At 74.9% G+C, this 18,402-nt stretch carries 16 protein-coding genes; 9 read left to right on the top strand and 7 right to left on the bottom strand.

Going from position 1 to position 18,402, the window contains the following annotated elements:
* Together ACLWS4_RS35470 and ACLWS4_RS35465 are read right to left on the bottom strand one after the other, a co-directional pair.
* A partial coding sequence (locus ACLWS4_RS35470) for an AfsR/SARP family transcriptional regulator (protein ID WP_416876296.1) occupies positions 1–564 on the bottom strand: 564 nt, incomplete at its 3' end.
* Positions 565–878: 314 nt separating this feature from the next.
* Positions 879–1,634: a ScbR family autoregulator-binding transcription factor gene (locus tag ACLWS4_RS35465; RefSeq protein WP_380782531.1), complete on the bottom strand. Its 756-nt coding sequence runs from the start codon at positions 1,632–1,634 to the stop codon at positions 879–881.
* A 340-nt stretch (positions 1,635–1,974) separates the two neighbouring features.
* Here ACLWS4_RS35465 and ACLWS4_RS35460 point away from each other — a divergent pair, with 340 nt between their 5' ends.
* From ACLWS4_RS35460 to ACLWS4_RS35450, 3 genes are all read left to right on the top strand, one after another.
* Positions 1,975–2,847, top strand: coding sequence for a glycosyltransferase family 2 protein (locus tag ACLWS4_RS35460; RefSeq protein WP_416876295.1), 873 nt, complete (start codon positions 1,975–1,977; stop codon positions 2,845–2,847).
* Between the two features lie 71 nt (positions 2,848–2,918).
* Positions 2,919–3,161: a plasmid mobilization protein gene (locus ACLWS4_RS35455; RefSeq protein ID WP_143204553.1), complete on the top strand. Its 243-nt coding sequence runs from the start codon at positions 2,919–2,921 to the stop codon at positions 3,159–3,161.
* Positions 3,158–3,529, top strand: coding sequence for a fic family toxin-antitoxin system, toxin component (locus ACLWS4_RS35450; protein ID WP_074002898.1), 372 nt, complete (start codon positions 3,158–3,160; stop codon positions 3,527–3,529). Before ACLWS4_RS35455 ends, ACLWS4_RS35450 begins: the two co-directional genes overlap by 4 nt.
* Positions 3,530–3,612: 83 nt before the next feature.
* Here ACLWS4_RS35450 and ACLWS4_RS35445 read toward each other — a convergent pair whose 3' ends face one another.
* A complete protein-coding gene (locus tag ACLWS4_RS35445) occupies positions 3,613–7,437 on the bottom strand; it encodes an AAA domain-containing protein (protein ID WP_416876294.1) in 3,825 nt (1,274 codons plus the stop codon).
* A 376-nt stretch (positions 7,438–7,813) separates the two neighbouring features.
* On the opposite strand from ACLWS4_RS35445, the gene ACLWS4_RS35440 reads away from it, so the two are divergent.
* On the top strand, positions 7,814–8,665 hold the full coding sequence (locus ACLWS4_RS35440) for an alpha/beta fold hydrolase (RefSeq protein ID WP_416876293.1): 852 nt from the start codon (positions 7,814–7,816) through the stop codon (positions 8,663–8,665).
* A gap of 156 nt (positions 8,666–8,821) precedes the next feature.
* Here the strand turns inward: ACLWS4_RS35440 and ACLWS4_RS35435 are convergent, their stop codons facing one another.
* Positions 8,822–10,186: a M14 family metallopeptidase gene (locus ACLWS4_RS35435; RefSeq protein ID WP_416876292.1), complete on the bottom strand. Its 1,365-nt coding sequence runs from the start codon at positions 10,184–10,186 to the stop codon at positions 8,822–8,824.
* A gap of 416 nt (positions 10,187–10,602) precedes the next feature.
* Here ACLWS4_RS35435 and ACLWS4_RS35430 point away from each other — a divergent pair, with 416 nt between their 5' ends.
* The 3 genes from ACLWS4_RS35430 (at position 10,603) to ACLWS4_RS35420 (ending at position 12,969) form a co-directional block, all read left to right on the top strand.
* Complete coding sequence (locus ACLWS4_RS35430; RefSeq protein WP_416876291.1) at positions 10,603–11,184, top strand: hypothetical protein; 582 nt, start codon at positions 10,603–10,605, stop codon at positions 11,182–11,184.
* Positions 11,185–11,333: 149 nt separating this feature from the next.
* The gene (locus ACLWS4_RS35425; protein ID WP_416876290.1) at positions 11,334–12,182 is read left to right on the top strand and encodes a DUF4389 domain-containing protein; all 849 of its coding nucleotides are present in this window, start codon (positions 11,334–11,336) and stop codon (positions 12,180–12,182) included.
* Between the two features lie 154 nt (positions 12,183–12,336).
* Entirely contained in the window at positions 12,337–12,969 is a 633-nt protein-coding gene (locus ACLWS4_RS35420) for a peptidase inhibitor family I36 protein (RefSeq protein WP_079272205.1), read from the top strand.
* A 47-nt stretch (positions 12,970–13,016) separates the two neighbouring features.
* On the opposite strand, the gene ACLWS4_RS35415 is transcribed toward ACLWS4_RS35420, so the two are convergent.
* Entirely contained in the window at positions 13,017–13,208 is a 192-nt protein-coding gene (locus tag ACLWS4_RS35415) for a hypothetical protein (protein WP_049652898.1), read from the bottom strand.
* Between the two features lie 152 nt (positions 13,209–13,360).
* On the opposite strand from ACLWS4_RS35415, the gene ACLWS4_RS35410 reads away from it, so the two are divergent.
* Together ACLWS4_RS35410 and ACLWS4_RS35405 are read left to right on the top strand one after the other, a co-directional pair.
* Complete coding sequence (locus tag ACLWS4_RS35410; protein WP_416876289.1) at positions 13,361–14,719, top strand: hypothetical protein; 1,359 nt, start codon at positions 13,361–13,363, stop codon at positions 14,717–14,719.
* Between the two features lie 66 nt (positions 14,720–14,785).
* On the top strand, positions 14,786–16,081 hold the full coding sequence (locus ACLWS4_RS35405; RefSeq protein WP_416876288.1) for a hypothetical protein: 1,296 nt from the start codon (positions 14,786–14,788) through the stop codon (positions 16,079–16,081).
* Positions 16,082–16,234: 153 nt separating this feature from the next.
* On the opposite strand, the gene ACLWS4_RS35400 is transcribed toward ACLWS4_RS35405, so the two are convergent.
* Both ACLWS4_RS35400 and ACLWS4_RS35395 read right to left on the bottom strand, forming a co-directional pair.
* The gene (locus tag ACLWS4_RS35400) at positions 16,235–17,533 is read right to left on the bottom strand and encodes a nucleotidyl transferase AbiEii/AbiGii toxin family protein (protein WP_416876287.1); all 1,299 of its coding nucleotides are present in this window, start codon (positions 17,531–17,533) and stop codon (positions 16,235–16,237) included.
* Positions 17,530–18,261, bottom strand: a complete 732-nt coding sequence (locus ACLWS4_RS35395; protein ID WP_387827882.1) for a hypothetical protein — start codon at positions 18,259–18,261, stop codon at positions 17,530–17,532. The genes ACLWS4_RS35400 and ACLWS4_RS35395 overlap by 4 nt, the downstream gene beginning before the upstream one ends.
* Between the last annotated feature and the right edge of the window lie 141 nt (positions 18,262–18,402).

Genomic DNA, 18,402 nt, shown 5'->3' with positions numbered 1-18,402 from the left:
TACGCGGTGCCGGCCGAGGCGCAGGTCGGCCTCGATCCGCTGGTCCAGCGCGCAGAGCCGGGTCTCCTCCAACCGCCGGGCCTCGACGGCGAGTTGGCCGCCGACCGGGACGTCCGCGAAGGCCGGCCCGCGCCACAGCGCGAGCGCCTCGCCGAGCAGCCGGGCCGCCCCCGGGTAGTCCTCGCCGTCCATCGCCCGGTAGCCGGTGCCGGCCAGGCGCTCGAACTCCCGGAGGTCCGTCAGCCCGCCGCCGCTGTTGAGCATGTAGCCGCCCGGCGAGGTCACCAGGACGTCCTTGGCGCAGGACACCCCCCGCGCCGTACCGGCCGTCGCGAGCGCCCGGTCGATGAGGTCGCGCAGCTGGAGCACGTACGTCTGCACGGTGGTGCGTGCGCTGCGCGGCGGACGGCCGGACCACAGCTCGTCGGCCAGCACCCCGGCCGACACCACCTGGTCCGCCCGCAGCGCCAGCAGTCCCAGCACCTGCCGCGGCTTCGGCGCCGACGGCACCACCGATATCCCGCACACCCGGACGTCCAGCGCCCCGAGCACCCGAATTTCCACGATGACCACCCCAATCACACGGAACGCCGCAGCCTCCACGACCACGGCCGGCACCCGGGTCGACACCCTGGGTCAACTGCTACCAGTCAAAAACAGGACGCGCGGTTTGTCAATACAAAACCGAACGTGCTGTTTGTTTTGCGCGGACGTTGCGGCCCGCCACCCTCGGCAGTGCCACCGCCGCACCGCGTGACCGGGCCCGGGCAAACCAAAGGCGGCGCCGGACCCCCGTGGTCCCGTCGCCGCCGATTCGCCCGCCCCCGCCGCCCTCGCTCACCCGGATTCCCGCAGGTGGGTCGGGCGGTGAACCGCCGTCAGCCCACCCCGACCTCCGTCTGCACCTCGGCGCGCACGGCGCCGCCCGCACCGTCCGGACCGCCGTCCGGACCGCCGTCGATGTCGCCGCCCTCCGGGTCGCCCTCCGCCGCCGCACGGGCCGCCGCGGCCTCGGCCACCACCTGGGCACCGCGGTTCGGCCCCATCTGCAGCGAGCCGAGCACGCCCGGCACCGCGATGCTCGGCATCAGGTGCTGGTACAGCGCGGACACCCGCAGCTCCAGGTCGGCCCGGCCGCAGAGCTTCTGGGACTGGATCTGCACCCCCGTCCACGCGGCGACGAGCAGCCACGCGGTGTCCGCCGGCACGACGTGCGGGAGCAGCTCGCCGCGCTCGCCGGCCGCGACCAGCAGCGCCTCGAACCGGCTGATCCAGCCGGGGATGGCGCCGCCGCCCAGATCGTCGAAGAGGTCCTGCCCGAGCGACAGCCGGGCACCCGCGCTGAGCAGCGGGTCGCGCGGCATCAGGTACGCCACCACCATCCCGGTGTCCACGAACTCCTGGAGCTTGCAGCTCCGTTCGGGAACTCCGTCCTGGACGAACTGCTCCTCCACCACGCCCTGCGCCAGATCGCGCTTCGAGGCGAAATGGAAATACACCGCACCGCGCGTCACACCGGCCCGGGAGACCACCTCGCCGATGGTCGCGCCCTCGTACCCGAACTCGTCGAAGACCGAGGCCGCCGCCTCCAGGATCAGCCGACGTGTCCGGAGCGCCCGTTCCTGCCGTACCACCGAAACCACCCCGCCCTGAGCTCCCGGAAAACAAAACCAAACACCCCGTATCTTAGCTTCGCCCCACCCACGACCGACAAGACGATGCCGAGGAATCCCGCCAACCACTCCCCCTCCCCACACCCCGTCAGGCCCCACCGCCCCGTGGGTGACCGCACGCCTCGGCCGCCCCGGCGGATCGGCCTCCGGCACACCGCCTCCCGCGCCCGAAAAACCGAACGAACGGTTTCTTCCAGGCGTTCGCCTCCGTACCAACATTCGCTCCCATCCGTACGTGACCTCCGAGCCGGGCCGGTCGTTGCACCGGATCTGCGGGATTCCTCGACGGAAGCGGGTGCGGATGGGCCTCAGGCTGGGCGTGGTGGTACTGACGATGGGCGACCGGCCCCGGGAGCTGGGCGCGCTCCTCGACTCGGTGGCCGCCCAGGAGGGCGAGGCCGCCCGGGTCGTGGTGATCGGGCAGGGCGTGCGGCTTCCGCCGCTCCCGGACTGGGTCGACGCGGTGGAACTGCCGGAGAACCTCGGCATCCCCGGCGGCCGCAACCTCGGTGCCCGGCGGCTGCGCGAACTCGGCGGCGTGGACGTAGTGGTGAACCTGGACGACGACGGCCTGCTCCCCCGCACCGACACCTTCCGGCTGGTCCGGGAGGCCTTCGAGCGGGAGCGGCTCCTCGGCGTCGTCGGCTTCCGGGTCGCCGACGGGACGGGGCACACCCAGCGCCGCCACCTCCCGCGCCCGGGCTCCTCCGGCGCCCTGCGCTCCGGCGAGGTGACCACCTTCCTGGGCGGCGGCCACGCGATCCGGATGAGCGCCATCGACCGGGTCGGCGGCTTCCCCTCGCGGTTCTTCTACGCCCACGAGGAGACGGACTTCGCCTGGCGCGTCCTCGACGCCGGCTGGTCGATCCGCTATCGGGCCGACCTCCTGCTCCAACACCCCCGGACCGAGCCCGCCCGACACGCCGCCTACTACCGGCTGACGGCCCGCAACCGCGTCTGGCCGGCCAAACGCCGACTGCCCGCCGTCCTGGTCCCGCCGTACCTCGCCTCCTGGTCGGTCTACACCCTCTCCCGCCGCCCGCCCGCCGCCGGACTGCGCGCCTGGTACTCCGGCTTCCTGGAGGGCGTCCGCACCCCGTGCCCACCCCGCCGCCCGATGCGCTGGGCCACGGTCTGGCGGATGACCCGACTGGGGCGTCCCCCGGTGTTCTGACACCCGGGCGCGGGGGCCCGCTGTGGGCCCTGCTCTTGTAGCACCCCCTACCAGTCGCTACGCTCACCGGTATGAAGCAGTTGAACGTCCGACTGGACGACACCGTGCACGAGGCCCTGGAGCAGCGCGCGGAGGCCGCCGGGATGAGCCTGCCGGACTACGCGCGCAAGGTGCTGGCCGAGGAGGCGGACGAGCGGAGGGAACGGTTCCTGACCGCCGCGGCGCACTTCGCCCAGACCTGGGGGCCCGCCTTCGAGGAGGAGTTCGGGCCCTATCCCCTGAGCACCCGCGCCGCCGAGGCGGACGCCGCGTGATCCTCCGGATCGACCGGGCCTGGCTGCTCGACATCGCCCACCAGTTCCTGCCGAGCGACCCGGACGTCACCGACTACGGCACCCTCGCCGCCGCCGTCGCCCGGCACGCCGACACCGTCATGGAGGTACCGGTGTACGGGGCCGCGCACCAGCGCGCGGCAGCCCTGATGCACCAGCTGATCCGCGTCCCTGCGCTGGACTCCGCCAACGAGCACTTCGCCGCCGTGGTCGCCGCCTCCTACCTCAGCGCCTCCGGCGTCATCGTCACCGCCGAGCCCAAGCAGGCCGTCGAGCTGGCCGCCCGAATCCGGGCCGGCGACGCCGACGTCCGGGAGACCGCGGCCGCGATCCGTACCTGGTACCGCTGAGCCTTCCGGGGCAGCGCGAGAAGTCGGCCGATCCGACTTCTCGCGCGCCCGCACGTACCGTCTCCTCCCCGCAGGTGCCGGGCTCAGCCGGCGGGGCCGTCGAGGGGCCAGGTGGCGCGGTCGCGGACGTGGTCGTAGGCGGGGACTTCGGCGGCCAGGACGTCGAAGTGGAGCAGCGGGGCCCACAGGGCGCGGTCGCCGATGACGTAGAGGCGGCGTTTGGCGCGGCTGGCGGCGACGTTCAGGAGGTGTGGGGTGCCGGCGGCCCAGTTGCGGGCGCCGGGGCGGCCGGCGCCGAGGAGCAGGATCACGACGTCGGCCTCCTTGCCCTGGGCCTTGTGGACGGTGGCGCAGCGCTCGTCGAGCAGTTCGGCCGTCCAGCCGGGGAGCGTGCGGCAGGTTTCGCGGGCTTCGGCGATGAGGGCGCGGAAGGGGGCGATGATCCGCAGGCGTTCGACGGTGACGCCGTGGTGGTCGAGGCGGCCCAGGAGGAAGGTGAGGGCGCGGCGGTCGCGTTCGCCCCAGGGGGCGTCGGCGGGGCGGTCGGGGTCGGGGGTGTCGAGCCAGCGGCTGGGGAGGAGGCCGTCGTGGTCGGGGTCGGGGAAGGGCTGGGGGTGGGTGCCGTGGACCATGAGGCCGCCGTACGCGACCTCGTTGCTGACGGTGAACATGGGCTCCTCGCAGCGGCGGTGGACGCGCAGCGGTGAGCCGACCCAGACGGTGTCCTCCTCCGCGCCGGTGGGCGCGGGCAGGTAGGTGCCGTAGCGGTTGACGCGGTCGGCGACGGCCTGGGCGGAGGTCGCCGAGGGCAGCCATTCCTCGTCGACGCCGTAGGCGAGCAGGAGTCGGCGCTGCAGGGCGGTCGGCATGGTGACGACGGGTTCGAGCTGGAGCGGGTCGCCGACGAGGACGGCGCGGCGGGCCCGCCAGAGGGCGCCGACGGCGGCCTGCGGGGTGGCCTGGCCGGCCTCGTCGACGAGGATCCAACCGATGGATCCCTGGCCGAGGCGGGCGAACATGCTGCCGATGGAGGAGAAGGTGGTGGAGACGACGGGGACGAGGAGGAAGAGGGTCTGCCAGGCCTGCAGGACCTGCTCCTCGGGGACGGGCCCGCTGTTGCCGGCCATGAGCTCCACCAGGACCTGGAGGTTGCCGCGGATCCGCTTCGCGGTGTTGGCGACGAGGGCGCGGTGCAGGTCGAGGGCGCGCAGGAACAGGTCGCTGCGGGCGGTGCTCCAGGCCTCGTCGGCCCAGGGGGCGCCGAGTTCCTGCTCGTGGTCGGGGAGCCGCGGCCAGTCGAGGGGCAGGGACGGGAGGTCGGCGGCGGCCGCGCGCAGGGCCCGGTGGGCGGCGTCGAGTTCGGCGGTGGCGCCCTCCAGCTCGCGCCGGGCGGCCCACGCCTCCTGCCGGGCCCGCTCGGCGTCCGTACGGGCCGTGGATTCGGCGGCGCGGGCGGCGGCCTCTTGGGCGCGGGCGCGGCCGGCGGCCGCCTCGGCCTCGGTGACGGCCGAGGTGGAGCGGGTGTCCAGGCCGGCCGCGACGTCCTCGGCCTGGGCGCAGCGGGCGACGTGGGCGTGGGCGGCCTCCAACACGGTGCGCTGCTGGACGAGTTGGGCGAGGAGTTCGCCCCGGCTCTGTTCGCGGTGCTGCTCGGCGGCCTCGCGTTCGGCGCCGCTCCGGAGCAGTCGGCGCAGCCCGGCCCGCAGGCCCGGCTGGGCGCCGGGCGGCTCGTCGTGCAGGGCCGTCAGCACGTCGACCTGCCGGCGGTGCCCGTCGGCGTGTTCGCGGGCGGCGGCCAGCGCGGCCCGGGCGTCGGCGAGGGCCTCACGGGCCCGGGGGACGCGCTCGACCGCGGTCCGGTGGGCGGCCTCGGCGGCACGGGTGGCGGTGCGGGCTGCCTCGACGGCCGTGCCGGCGGCGGCCTGGCGGGCCTCGGCGGCCGCCGCGCGGTCGTCGGCGCGGGCGATGGCGGCGCGCAGGGCGTCGAGGCGGTGCTGTGCCTCGCCCGAGGCCGTCTCCGCCAGGGCGGCGGCGAGGCGGACGCGTTCGGCGCGCAGGCGCTCGACCTCAGCCTGGGCGGCCTTGAAGGCGGCGACGGCCTCGGGCCAGGAGGGGACGGGCTGGGCGGAGGCGGCGGGCGTGGCGGGGACGGTGGATGTGGCGGTGGGTGCGGTCGTGGCCTCGGCCGTACCGGTGCCCGGGGCGGCGCGACGGTCGCTCGGGGTGCGGGCCGGTCTGGGCACGCTGGGCGGGACCCAGTCGCCGAGGACGGCGTTCATGCCGCGCAGCGGCGGGAGCCCGGCGGCGTCGCGGGCGTCGGTCTCGTCCTCGGGCAGCCGGCCCCACCAGAAGCGCTCGGTGAACCTCGTCCGGTTGGACTTGTTGCCGAGCACGGCGGCGACCAGCCCCCAGGCGGGGGCGCCGCCGAGCAGGGCGGAGGCGAGGTCGGAGAAGTGGTCGGGGCCGCCGTGCCAGTGCTCGTCCAGGGCGTCGGCGCCGGGCAGTTCGGCGGTGATGTTCTCCACGGCGCCGTTGTTCGAGGAGGTCACCACGATCTCGCGGCCGGTGAGCCGCGGGTCGAGGGCGGAGACGAAGCGCGCGTGGACGCCCTGGCGGTCCTTGCCCCGCCAGGGGCGGCCGACGAGCGCCTCCTCGGGCCGCCGGTAGCCGGCCATCACGGCGGCGCGTTCGACCACGAGGGCGGCGACGAGGTCGCGCAGCATGGTGGTCTTGCCGGTGCCGGGCGGGCCGTTGACGGAGAACAGGCCGCCGGCGTCGGCGTCCGCGGCGGTGCGGTCGGCGAGCATGCGGTCGACCGCGAACTGCTGGCTCAGCGCGAGCGGGTACCGCGCCTTGGCGGGCCAGCGCCCGGCGGGGACGAGGGCCGGGTGGACGCCGTCGAGGACGGTGAGCCGGTCCTCGCGCAGATCGGTGCGGGCGCCGACCGGGATGTCCCGGCGGCCGGTCAGGTAGGCCTCCAGCGCCGGGCCGAGGCCGGCGTCGAGCGCGGCGCGGACCCGGGCCAGGTCGGGCGGCAGCAGGCTGTTGAGGAACGGCTGCGCGGCGGCGGGCTTGGCCTTCGGGTCGCGCGGGCGGTGGACCAGCCGGCTGCGGACCCGGATCACCCGCGGATCCAGGTGCTCCTCGACGCCGCAGAGGTGGGCGATCTGGGCGGTCAGGGCGACCAGGTCGGCGAGCCCGACCGGGCGCGGGCCGGTGTCCCGCGCCACTTCGTCAGCGGGCGGCTCCGGCGGCACGGGCGCGGGCGCCCCCGTCGCGCTCTCCTCGTCCGGACGGCGGGCCGCCGACCAGTCGGCGACGCGCCGCACCAGCGGCTCCGTCGCCCCGCGCACCGCCGCCCCGGCGACCTCGCCGAACAGCGCACCGACCGCCGCCACCGCCGCGCCGCCCAGGATCTCCGCGATCAGCTGCCGCCAGCCGCGGACGGCCTCCTCCCCCACGGTCACCGGGTTCGGGAGCGGCGAGGGCCCCGGCGCGTACGGGATCGGCGTGGCGGTCAGCCGCCCCACCGCGACCTCGAACGCCTCCCCCAGCTCCTCGAACCCGTCCAGCCACCCGGCCACCGACGGCCCCGGGTCGAAGAGCCGACCCGCCGCCCAGCCGCACGCGGAGACCACCGAGGTGTCCTCGACCGGCCGCCCGTGCTCGTCCAGGACCAGCGCGAACATCGCGCTCCGCCCCGACAGCACCAACTCCTCGTCCGGCACCCCCGGATCGGGGTCGGTCCCCTCCGGCAGCACGGCGATCATCGCCTGGCGCAGCAGCTCCAGGTCGTACACCCCGCCGTACACCTCGTGCCGCCACACCATCCCCCGCGGCGCCCGCCGCGCCGCCGTCTCCGGGTGCTCCGGCGCCCACGGCAACAGCACCGCCGCCTGCCCGGCCACCGGCGTCACATCGACGACGACCGCGTCCGACGCCCGAGGCCGGCCCGCCCGACGCTTCCGCGGCACCTCCGGAATCGGCGGCGGACTGAACAACTCAACGGCCCGCCAGCACTCCAGCAGACCCCCCACGCGCCCGTCCCCGCTCCGCACCCGTCGCCCCCTGCGTCGAACCCACGGCACCCGGCCACTTCGTGTGCCGATCAACCGGGCGCAGAATCTACCGGACGCCGGGCGGGTAGGCCGAGTCCCAGCGCACGCGCACGCCTCCCCGCGCCGCACGGCAGGATGCCCCGTGGCACTCCGGCACAGGCGCCAGCAGTGGATCGAGGTCTAGGCTCACGGGAGTTGACGTTCCTCGGCTTCGGGAGGATGCCCCATGGCAGCCGTGCACGTGACCGTCTGGGATGACCGCGACCGGGTCGGCGGAGGCCCGGCCCCGACAGCTTCGGAGGCCCCGGCGGCCCCGACGGCCGTCCCCGCCCTCTTCGTCCACAACATCTTCACCTGGGGCAGCGACCCCGCGTACGGGTTCGCCGGGCAACGGCCCCTCGCGGACAGCCGGCGGCTCCTCCTGATGGACCGCCGGGGCTACGGCGACAGCCCGGACACCACGCGCAGCGACTTCGACGTCGACGCCCAGGACATCGAGGGGCTTCTCGGCGACGGGGCCTCCGCCGCGGGGTTCGGCGGCGCCCACCTCGTGGGGCACGGCAACGGCGCCGTCGCCGCGCTCATCGCCGCCGCGCGCCGACCCGACCTGGTCCGCTCCCTCGCCCTCGTCCAGCCCTCCGCCTTCACCGCCGCCGCGCACCACCCGGTCGTCGCCGAACTCCTCGACCGGGTGCGCGACGGCGCCCCGGGCATCCCGGACGACGTCACGCCGGAGCAGTACCTGCGGGCGTCCACCGAGGGGCTGGGGATGGCCATGCCCGAGCCCACGCCGCGCCGGCTCCGTGCCGTCGCCACCTCCATGGGGGAACGGCCCGTCTGGGAGGCGCGGATCCCCCTGGAGCCGATCCGGCGCGCCGCCCTGCCGGTCCTGGTGATCTGCGGAACCTGGGAGCACGCGCCGGCCGCGTACCGCGAGCACGTGGGGCTCCCCCTCATGGCCGTGGCCGAGTCCCTCACGGACTCCCTCGGCGGCCGCCTCCTGCGGGTGCCCGGCTACTACCCGCACACCCAGGAGCCCGCCGCCGTCAACGCCGCCCTGCGGGAGTTCTGGGGCTGAGCCTGTTCCGCGAGGGGAGCCGCCACGCAGCTACCAGCTTGTCGATCAACTGGTTTGTTTCGTCGTGGAGATGGCCGGCCCGGCGCCGGCTGCGGGGTGGTCCCGCAGCCGGCGCCGGGCGGTGGCACCCGGAGCGCGCGTGCCGAGGGCGGGTGCTCAGGCGGAGATGCCGCAGTACTGCTGCTGCTTGCCGATCGCGCGGTAGACGCAGTCGGCCGTCTCCACCAGGCGGAGGACCGCTTCGCGGTTGCGGGCGGTCTCGCGGCCGATGACCTCGTCGGGCGGGTAGAAGCCGCTGCTGCCGTTCGGGCCGGGGTACATCTCGAAGGTGTAGGCGAAGACCCGCTGGGCGCCCCACAGCCAGTCGTCGATCGCGCCGTCGGTGATGTAGAGCTCGCTGGACTGCTCGGGCGTGTAGCCGTTGGTGCCGGCCATGTCCCGGCCGATGGCGGCGAAGGTGTTGTACTCGTCGGCGGTCATGCCGGGGACGGTCTCGGCGGTGGTCCAGCCGAACGGCCAGAGCACCAGTTCGCTGTAGGTGTGGAAGTCGATGGCGGCGGTGATCTGCTGCTTGCCGCCGACGACCCGGCTGCGGACGAAGTCGGCGACCACCTTGGTCTCCTTGGCGGACTCCGGGGCGCTGCCCCGGTAGGTCTCGTTGGAGGTGGAGCCGGAGGAGCCGCCGCAGCAGCCCCACTTGTAGTTCCAGTTGCGGTTGAGGTCGGTGCCGACGCTGTTGCTGCCGGAGTTCGGCTGGCGGTCCTTGCGCCAGCTGCGGTAGCGGCCGGTGGCGATGTCGTACTCGCCGCCGTCCGGGTTGAGGTCGGGGATCACCCAGATCTCGCGGCTGTTGACGGCGTTGGCGATGCGGCTGTCGGTGGCGTACTTGTCGCCGAACTCGTGCAGCAGGTAGAGCGCCATCTCGACGGTGAGGTGCTCGCGGGCGTGCTGGTGGGCGGTGAACAGCACCTCGGGCTCGTCCTCGTCGGTGCCGACGTTGTCGCTGATCTTCACCGCGACGATCGGCCGGCCCTCGTAGGAGGTGCCGATGACGCGCTTGCTCATGATGTCCGGGTGCGCGGCGACGACGGCGTCGATGTCGGCGGTGGCCTCGGCGTAGTTGTGGTAGCCGGAGTCGGCCGGCGGGAAGTCGTACTCCGGCCCGGCCAGGCCCGCGCCGCCTCCGTCGCCTTCGTCGCCGTAGCGGGGGCCGGGCAGCGCGACGGGCGACCAGCCGAGCGTCCGCAGCCGGGCGGCCTCGGCGGGGGTGGCGGTGACCACCACCGCGTCGGGCAGGACGGCGTCGACGGAGGCACCGGTGGCGGCGACGGCGGTGCGCTCGGCGACGGTGCGGGGGCCGTCGAGCCGGTACTGCCGCGCGCCGTCGTTGTCGGCGGCACCGATGGTGAACGGGGCGGGGGTGCCGGTGTCGGCGGCACTGGCGGTGAGCGGGGTGGCGAGGGCGAGGGCCAGCAGGACGGCGGTGGCCGCGGCGGGCTTCCCTCGGCGGGGCAGTCGCATGACTGTCCTCCTGTGGGGGTCCGTGGGGGGCGGAACGGTGGAGGAGGTTCGGCGCGCGCCAGCTTGATGGTCCGCCAGTGTCATGGGTTCGTCAAGACATCGGAAAGCCCGCGATCCGGCGACGGCCGGCACGGGCGAACCAGAAGGCCCGACGGACCCCACAGGTCGCCAACCCGCACCGGCGCCGCCGGCCGCTCGCGTCCAGGAGGAGGTCGTCAAACGCTTACCGATGGACCTGACGCCGTCCCTCCTGCCCCACGGGTGAACAACCGGAGAGCGAGCACTGGCTCGGGACACGGATCGCCCAGCGGGAGGCTTCGGGCGGCGGCGGCCCGGGGATCGTGGTGAGAATCCGGTCGGGGGCGCCTGCCAGGCTGGGCCCCCGCACGTCCGACACCTCGCCAGGAGGACCGATCATGCGACGAATCCTGCTCACTGCCGCGGCCACGGCGCTGGCCGCCGTCACCGGGCTGGCGGCCGCTCCGGCCGGCGCCGCGACCGTCCCGCCCGCCTCCGCCGCTTCCTCTGCCGCTTCCTCCGACGCGCCCGGGGCCGTCGCCGGTCAGGGCGGGTGGGAGGCGTGGCCCACGTCGGCGTCCGACCTCCCGGCCGGCTCCCGCTGCGACTTCCCCGTGCACCTGGAGCCCGTCGTCGACGAGGGGCAGCGGCGGGTGCTGGAGTACGCCCCCGACGGCACCACCGTGCGGCGCGCCGCCTTCCGGGGCGCCCTCGTCCTGCGGATCACCAACGCGACGACGGGCGCCTCGTACGTCGCGGACGCCGGCGGCCGGGCCGTCGTCGACTACCGCCCCGACAGGTCCCAGACCTGGCACGCCCACGGCCCGGTCCTGCTCGGCGTCGGCCCGAACGGCGGCAACCTGCCCCGCGACCTCTATCTCGTCGACGGCGTCTACACCATCGACATCGGCTCCACCGGCTACAAGACGCTGACCCTCAGGCACGGCTCCGCCGAACCGCTCTGCGCGAAGCTCGCCTGACAGCCGCTGGAGCATCCCCGCCAACTCCTGCGGCTGCCCCGTCCGGCGCAGCGTGGCGCGCGCCGCGGGCGGGGGCCTGCGATCTTCGGAGGGCACCCGGTCGCCGCCCGACGGCCGGGTCCCGTCGTCCCGAGACCGTGGAGGCCCGGATGTGGCAGGCTCCTCCCGCCCCCGTCAGCCGTGAGTGGCTCCCGGTGCTGGACATGCCGGCGCCCGCCCCGCAGAACCGCTGGACGGTGCTGCTGCGCGCGCTGCTGCTGATCCCCCAGTTCGTGGTGGTGTGGGTGCTGTCGGTGGTGGCGTTCTTCGTCACCGTCGTCGGCTGGTTCGGCGCGCTGGTGCTCGGCCGGCTGCCCGACTTCGTGGCGGACTACCTCACCGTGTTCGTCCCGTACGACACCCGCGTCACCGCGTACCTGATGCTCACCGTGGACCGCTATCCGCCGTTCCGGTTCGAGGTGCCCGAGTACCCGGTGCAGGTCGAGCTGCGGCCGGGCGAGCTGAACCGGCTGGCCGTGCTGTTCCGCATCATCCTGGTCATCCCGGCCTCGATCGTGCAGGGCCTGGTGTACGCGGGGTGGTGGACGGTGTCGTTCGTCCTCTGGCTGGTGGTGCTGGTCCTCGGCCGGATGCCGCAGCCGCTGTACGAGGCGACGGCCGCGATCCTGCGCTACCGGGTGCGCTGCACCGCCTATCTGACGATGATCTCGTCCGCCTACCCCAAGCGCCTGTTCGGCGACGAGCCGGGCAGCGAGCCTGCGGGCCCGGTCTCGGCCACCCGCCCGCTGGTCCTGGGCGGTGCCGCGCGTGGCCTGCTCGTCCTCTTCCTGCTCCTCGGCCTGGCCTCCTCGCTGACGGGCTCGATCACCGCCTCGGTGACCTCGGACGACGACGACAACGACGACAACGACAGCACCGCCCCGACCCAGCGCGTCACCGCGCCCCTCGTGCCGGGCCCCGCCGACCGTGCTCCTCGGGGGCCGCTCGGCGAGGCGTAGCGGGTAGCAGGTAGCGGGTGACGGGTGACGGGTAGCGGGTCGCGGGCACGCCCGATCCGGGGGCGCGTACGCACCGGCGCACCGCTGCCGCGTACGCGCCGTCTGATCGAGAAAGCAAGGTTACCGGCGGTATGTGCGCGGCTACGTTTGGCATATGACGCACTCTCGAGTCCGCCGACTCCTCGTCCGTACCGCCGGGGCCCTCGTGCTCCTGGTCGCTCCCCTCGGGGCGCAGGCCGCCGCCGCGCCCAGCCAGGCCGGGGACCAGAGAGCCATCATCACCTCCCTGAGCGACGGCGACCGCGACGTGCTGCAGCAGGCGGTGGACGCCCAGCTCGCCGCGGGCAAGGGCGGTCGGCAGACCGCCGCCAACGAGATCACCTTCCCGGACGGAGCGGTGCTGGTGCTCCCGCTGCCCGGGCAGGCGCAGGCGCCGCCGTGGAGCGGCGACCACCGCCGCCGCACCGTCCGGAGCCCGGACTGGAAGCACTGCCCCACCCCGGTCAGCGAGCCGTCCTACTACTGCTTCTACTCCGACCGGAACTGGGGCGGCCGCCGGCTCCAGTTCAACCTCTTCCACGAGGACGCCGCCGTGTACTTCACCGACTACGGGTTCCGCGACCAGGCGAGCAGCTGGGTGAACACAGCACGCGGTCTGGAGGTGATCGTGGACAACGACCCGGGCGACGGCCAGTGGCAGATGCTCTGGAAGGAGCCGGCGGAGTCGCTGTCCGCTTCGGTCGCGTACGACAACATGGCCGACCGGTTCTGGGCGGTCCGGCAGTAACGGCCGCCCCCGCCTCCGGACACCGGCCGCCCGCTACCGGCTACTGGCTACCGGCTACCGGCCGAGGCAGCCGAGGCCGGGGGCGAGACCGCGCCGGTGGCGACCGGCTCCGGCGTGACCGTGATGTAGGTCGGCGCCGGAGCGGTCTGCCGGGAGTCCGCCGCGAACCAGCCGGCACCGAACGCGACGATGCCGAGCAGGAGGCCCGCGAGGACCAGCGTGACGATGTGCTGTTTCATGGCCCAAGGGTAGGGGCGGAGCGGCCAACTTCCTTGCAAACACGGCCCGCTGGGCACGGTAAGCGTCAATCGGCGTTGACACGGTGGCGGCCGCCGCCCCGCTCGGCGGGACCCGTCCGCGGACCGTCGCCGCCGACTGGGAGAATCTCCGCATGACCTCCCCGCTCCACCCCGTCCGCGTCCTCCGGGTCCTCGGCGACCGCCCGTTCGCCGAGGTCGGCCGCCCCGTCCTCGCCGTGCCCGACGAGGCGCGCGGCCTGCTCGCCGTCGCGGGCGAGCGCGCGTTCGCCCGGACCGCGACGGTGGGGGTGTACGGCACGGGGGACCTCGGCTGCCGGGCCGTGCTCCGGACGCGTTTCCCGGTGCACGCGCTGGCCTTCCACCCCACCGCGCCCCTTCTCGCCGTCGGCACCGGCGCGTACGACGGCGGCTACTTCTTCGAGGGCGAGCTGCTGCTCCTCGACTGGGAGACGGGCACGACCACCTCGCTCATCGAGCACGACTTCGGCCGCAGGGTCCTCGGACTGACCTGGCTCGACGACCAGGCCCTGCGCGTGCTGATGTCACCGCCGGACGACTGGAAGGACCGGAAGGCGCACGTCGAGGGCCACGTCGCCGTCGTACGGCGGCCCGACTGGCGCACCGCCGCGCCCCGTTCGCTCACCTTCGACGACCTGGCCGGCCCGCGGGTCCCGGCCCCGCGGGCCGACGGACGCGAGGAGGCCCACCGGGCGCTCTCCGCCCTGAGCCCGGACTGGGAGCCCCGGCGGCACGTCCTCGCCGTCGAGGAACGACCGGACGGCGCGGTCCTGGCCACCCTCGCCCGCGAGGAGGACGACGAGGAGGGCGACCAGGACGACGCCCCGGAGCAGCCCGGGTGCACCACGCTCCCCGACGGCCTGCTGCTCCGGCACCGCACCGTCCCGTATCTCGACGTGCACGACCGCCTGCGGATCCGGCGCGGGAGCCGGGACTACGCCAACCAGGCCCCGCCGCCGGGCCGTCGGGAGACGGAGCCGTACGTGCTCTCGGTGCGCTCCCCCGACGGGGCGGCCCCCCAGCCCCTGTTCCCGTTCTCCTGGGAGCCCGGGGAGACGCACTTCCCCGGCCCGGGCGCCGAGACCGCCGACGGCGACCTGGTGTACGCCGGCACCGTCTACAGCGGCCACGGGCTGCAGCCCGGCGGCTCCTTCGTCGTCCGCCGCTCGGGCACCGACGGCACGCCGCGCTGGGTGTTCCGGACCGACCACGTCGCCCTCGACCTCGACACCGACCCGGACACCGCCCACCTCGCCTACCGCGACGGCGAACTCCTGGCCCTCGACCTCCGCACCGGCGCCCTCCGTCGGCGCCACCGGCTGACCGTCGCCGGTGTCCCCGTCGTCCCGACCGCGCTCACCGCCACCGGGGCCGGCCGCCTGCTCGTCGGCACGGCCGACGGCCGGGTCCTGGAGTGCACGACCGGTTGGCCCTCCGGGCCCGGGGCTGCGGACCGGGAGGGCACCGTCTGAGCTTTCCTCCGGCATCGGCGAACTCCCCTTGTATAAAGGGACGGAGGGGACCGAGGAGGTCGCAGCATGCACTCGAGGGAACAGCCGCAGAAGGCCGGGCAGCCTCAGCGCGACGCGGGCCCGGCCCGGCGCCCCGGCACCGGAGCACGCTCCGAAGGGGACGCGCCCGCGCGGGGCGCCGCGGCCCTGCAGCGCACCGTCGGCAACGCGGCGACGGCGCGCATGATCGCGGAGCAGCGGGACGGCACCGGCCGGGACGACCGCCGGGCGGCCGTGGGACTCCAGCGCGCACCGGGCGACCAGGCCGCCCCGCGCCGGCCCCGGGTGCAGCTGGACCAGAACAACGTGCTGAGGATCTGCGAGGCCGCCACGCCCGACGGGCAGGCCGCCTCCGGCGGACGGGCGGCCGACCTGCGGAACATCGTGTGGGAGGACCACTGGGCCGCCATCTCCGAGGTGTGCCGGAAGCACAAGTACACCATCGCCGTGCGGGAGACCGGGGAGCACTCGATCCGGCGCATCGCGGAGGGCGCCAAGCCCAAGCCGCACACCATCCTGGAGAAGTCCATCAAGCCCTCCTCCGTCCGCAAGAAGTACGGCACCGGGCCCGGGCAGGCCGAGGGCGACCCGGCGACGGTGCTGCGCTGGCTGCAGGCCCAGGACCTGAGCGGCTTCGTCGGCCACTGGAACGACCAGGGCCTGGCCGGCATCCGGATCGACCGCCCGCCCCGGTCCGTCCTGGACCTGGGCATCGTGCAGACCGGCCCCGGGGGCGAGCAGTACGTGCCGATCGACCTGCGGACACAGGACGGCGGCCCGGCGCTGACCCGGCTGAAGGCCGATCCGCACTGGAAGCGCTACCTCTACACCGGCGACTACGACCTGCACGAGGTCTACTCCGCGCAGGGCGGCACGGGCGGCGGCCAGATCCCGGAGGCCACCCCCGAGAAGGCCAAGCTGCTGGACCGGCTCAACGCCGGGATCGCCGGGACGGCCCAGGAGGGCGAGGTGGTGCGCAGCGGCAAGGTGGCCATGGAGCACGGCCGGCTGCACATGGCGGGCGGCTCGGAGTACGCCATGTTCCAGCACGGCGACCAGGCCACCTACCGGATGAACCAGTACCTGGAGGCGCTGGAGGGCGAGGTGGCCCGGCACGCGGCGCAGCTGGTGCGGGCGGTGGCCACGGAGGCCGACGAGCCGCTGGCCTGGTGCCGCATGGGGCAGTGGTACGTGACCAGGAACCGCGAGGAGCACGCCGTCCTGCGCGCCCGCTGGAAGCTGGCCGTGCCGCACACCTGGGGCGCCGACGAGGTGGACCGCACCGCCCGCGGCGGCTACCGCACGGCCGGCTACATCGACTGACCGCGGAGCGGGCCGCGCCGCCGGACAGGCCGTGCCGCAGCACCGGCCGTACCGGGGCCGCTTCTCGTGCGGCGGCCCCGGCGGCCGGGCGGCCTGTCCTGACGGTCGGTCGTACGGCTCGGCGCGGTGTCAGGCGGCGGTGGCGGCGGGGTGTCAGCTGTCGGAACCGCCTCCCGTCCCGTGGCCGTCGGAGAGTTCGGCGGCGTAGCGGTCGGCGGCCTCCGCGAGCTGGTGGGTCATCCGGTCCACCTGGCTGCCGAGGTGGCCGGAGACGACGCGGTGGGCGCCGTCGAGGTCCCCGCCGAGCAGCTCGCCGGTGATCACCAGGGTGTTGTCCGGGAGCATGCGGCGTCCGGACATCCGCCGCTGGACCTCGTCCATGCCGGCGTCCGCCAGCGTCTGCCGCAGCTCCTCGGTCAGCGGGGCGAGCCAGCGGGCGCGCAGCGCGTACTCGCCGTGGTCGGCGAAGGTCGGGTGGAGCCGGGCGAGGAGCTGCGCGGGGTACTCCTCGACGGGTTCGGCGAACTGCGGGTAGTCCTTGGCGAATTCGTCCCAGTCGACGTCGAGTCCGGTGATCTGCTCCGGGAAGACCGGCCAGTACAGGCAGTTCGGGTCGGACTGGGTGAAGACCTCCCGGAGCAGCTCGTACGGAACCTCGGCGGTGCGCGAGAGCAGGGCCGCGTCGTACAGGTCCTTGCCCTGCGGGTGGATGTCCGAGACGAGCCAGAGGATCTTCCAGGCGAGGGAGAGCTCGGGCGTGGCGCCGAGCAGCGGGCCGGTGACGCCGGGGAGCAGGTAGGGCTGCGGCGGGACGGGCAGGTGCTCGGTGAAGACGAAGTCGAGCTGGACCGACCCGCCCGGAACGCCCGGGGCCGTCCACGGCAGGACGAGCCGGCGCCCGGGCACCCGGTCGTAGGTCCAGATCTCGTCGCTGACCGCCTGGTCGGCGTGCACCCGCACGGTGCCCGAGAGCCGTTCGGCGCCGGCGGCGAGCTCCCGGAACATCCGGCCAGTGCGCTCGTCGGCCAGCTCCCAGTCGGCCGGGCGGACCACGAAGTCGAGGTCGCCCGGCTCCCGCGCCTGCTCGCCGTACCAGGCGCGCAGCAGGACGCTGCCACGCAGCACCAGGTGGTCGGCCCACGGCGAGTCGGCGACGGCGGAGAGCACGGTGGCCAGCGCCTCGCGCCGTGCGGCGAGCCAGCGTTCGGCGAGCCGCGGGTCGGCGAAGGCCGGCTCGCTGGGCCGGAGGGCCCGGGCGTACCCGGCGAGGGCGGGGTCGAAGACCGGCTGCTGGCTGACCGCCTCGTCGTCGACCGGCCGGATGGTCCTGGGCAGGTCCCGGTCCTCACGGACGTCCTCCGACGGCGGCCGCTTGGGCAGCACCACGTTCTGCCACGGCCCCCACTGCAGTTCCTCCCACGCCACCGGCGACGGGGACTTGCCCTCGGTCATCCTTGCTCTCCTTCTCCGTCTCCGTACGGCCGGGCGCCGTGCCCGTGCTCGCTGATCCATCCCGCGTCCAGGTCCTCGTGGCTGTCCACGACGACGAACTCGCGCTCCACGGACACCACCTCGCGGCCGTCGGCGGCGAGGTCCCGCAGCAGCGCCTCCAGCCGGCGGCCAGCGGTGTCCAGGCCCACCGAGCGGCACCGCTGGGTCACGAACCACTCGTACCGGCCGTCCGCGCGCACCCGGCGCGGATTGCGCGACAGGTGCGCACCGTGCCGGACGGCCAGCTCGGTGAGGGTGGCGAGGCGCGCGTCGTCCGCCTCGGGCACCGGGCCCGGGAGCAGCAGCTTGACGTGGTGTTCGAAGTACCGGCCGGCTCCGTGCGGCACGGCGTCCTCGTCCGAGGCCGGGACGCCGTGTGCCCACGGCGCGGCCTCGATCTTCGCCCGCAGGACGGTGAACCCGGCTCGGGCCAGCCCCTCGGCCGTCCGGGACGTCACCGCGGCGACCTCCGCCAGCGTGCCGTCGGCGCGCAGGGTGAGCATCGGCTGCGAGGGCGCCGCACCGCGGGCCAGCAGGATGTGGGTGAACTTCACGTCGTGGCCCCGCGCCCACGCGGCCAGCGCCTCGGCGGCTCCGGGCTCCACGGTCAGGTGGACCTCGAAGTCGCCCCGGACGTCGGGAGGCGCGGGCCGGTCGTCACGGCGCTGGTCGGAACGGGTCAGGAGCATGGGGAGCATCCTGCCAAGCCGCTCCGACAACGCCGCGGGCGCCCCGGTGCCGCCGCGGCCCTCCTCCGCCGGGACGGCTGGTCGGGGCCCGCCGGCCCCGTCGACTCCGGTCGGCACCGGTCGACTCCGCTCGGATGAGGA

The organism is Kitasatospora sp. SC0581, assembly GCF_048159585.1.
GTDB lineage: Bacteria > Actinomycetota > Actinomycetes > Streptomycetales > Streptomycetaceae > Kitasatospora.
Note: the sequence above shows the minus strand (reverse complement) of the source record. Positions and strands in the feature narration are given on the sequence as shown.

Coding starts and splice junctions, on each gene's coding strand:
- ACLWS4_RS35460 (WP_416876295.1), top strand. CDS start 1,975: ATGGGCCTCAGGCTGGGCGTGGTGGTACTGACGATGGGCGACCGGCCC.
- ACLWS4_RS35455 (WP_143204553.1), top strand. CDS start 2,919: ATGAAGCAGTTGAACGTCCGACTGGACGACACCGTGCACGAGGCCCTG.
- ACLWS4_RS35440 (WP_416876293.1), top strand. CDS start 7,814: ATGGCAGCCGTGCACGTGACCGTCTGGGATGACCGCGACCGGGTCGGC.
- ACLWS4_RS35435 (WP_416876292.1), bottom strand. CDS start 10,186: ATGCGACTGCCCCGCCGAGGGAAGCCCGCCGCGGCCACCGCCGTCCTG.
- ACLWS4_RS35430 (WP_416876291.1), top strand. CDS start 10,603: ATGCGACGAATCCTGCTCACTGCCGCGGCCACGGCGCTGGCCGCCGTC.
- ACLWS4_RS35425 (WP_416876290.1), top strand. CDS start 11,334: ATGTGGCAGGCTCCTCCCGCCCCCGTCAGCCGTGAGTGGCTCCCGGTG.
- ACLWS4_RS35420 (WP_079272205.1), top strand. CDS start 12,337: ATGACGCACTCTCGAGTCCGCCGACTCCTCGTCCGTACCGCCGGGGCC.
- ACLWS4_RS35415 (WP_049652898.1), bottom strand. CDS start 13,208: ATGAAACAGCACATCGTCACGCTGGTCCTCGCGGGCCTCCTGCTCGGC.
- ACLWS4_RS35410 (WP_416876289.1), top strand. CDS start 13,361: ATGACCTCCCCGCTCCACCCCGTCCGCGTCCTCCGGGTCCTCGGCGAC.
- ACLWS4_RS35405 (WP_416876288.1), top strand. CDS start 14,786: ATGCACTCGAGGGAACAGCCGCAGAAGGCCGGGCAGCCTCAGCGCGAC.
- ACLWS4_RS35400 (WP_416876287.1), bottom strand. CDS start 17,533: ATGACCGAGGGCAAGTCCCCGTCGCCGGTGGCGTGGGAGGAACTGCAG.
- ACLWS4_RS35395 (WP_387827882.1), bottom strand. CDS start 18,261: ATGCTCCTGACCCGTTCCGACCAGCGCCGTGACGACCGGCCCGCGCCT.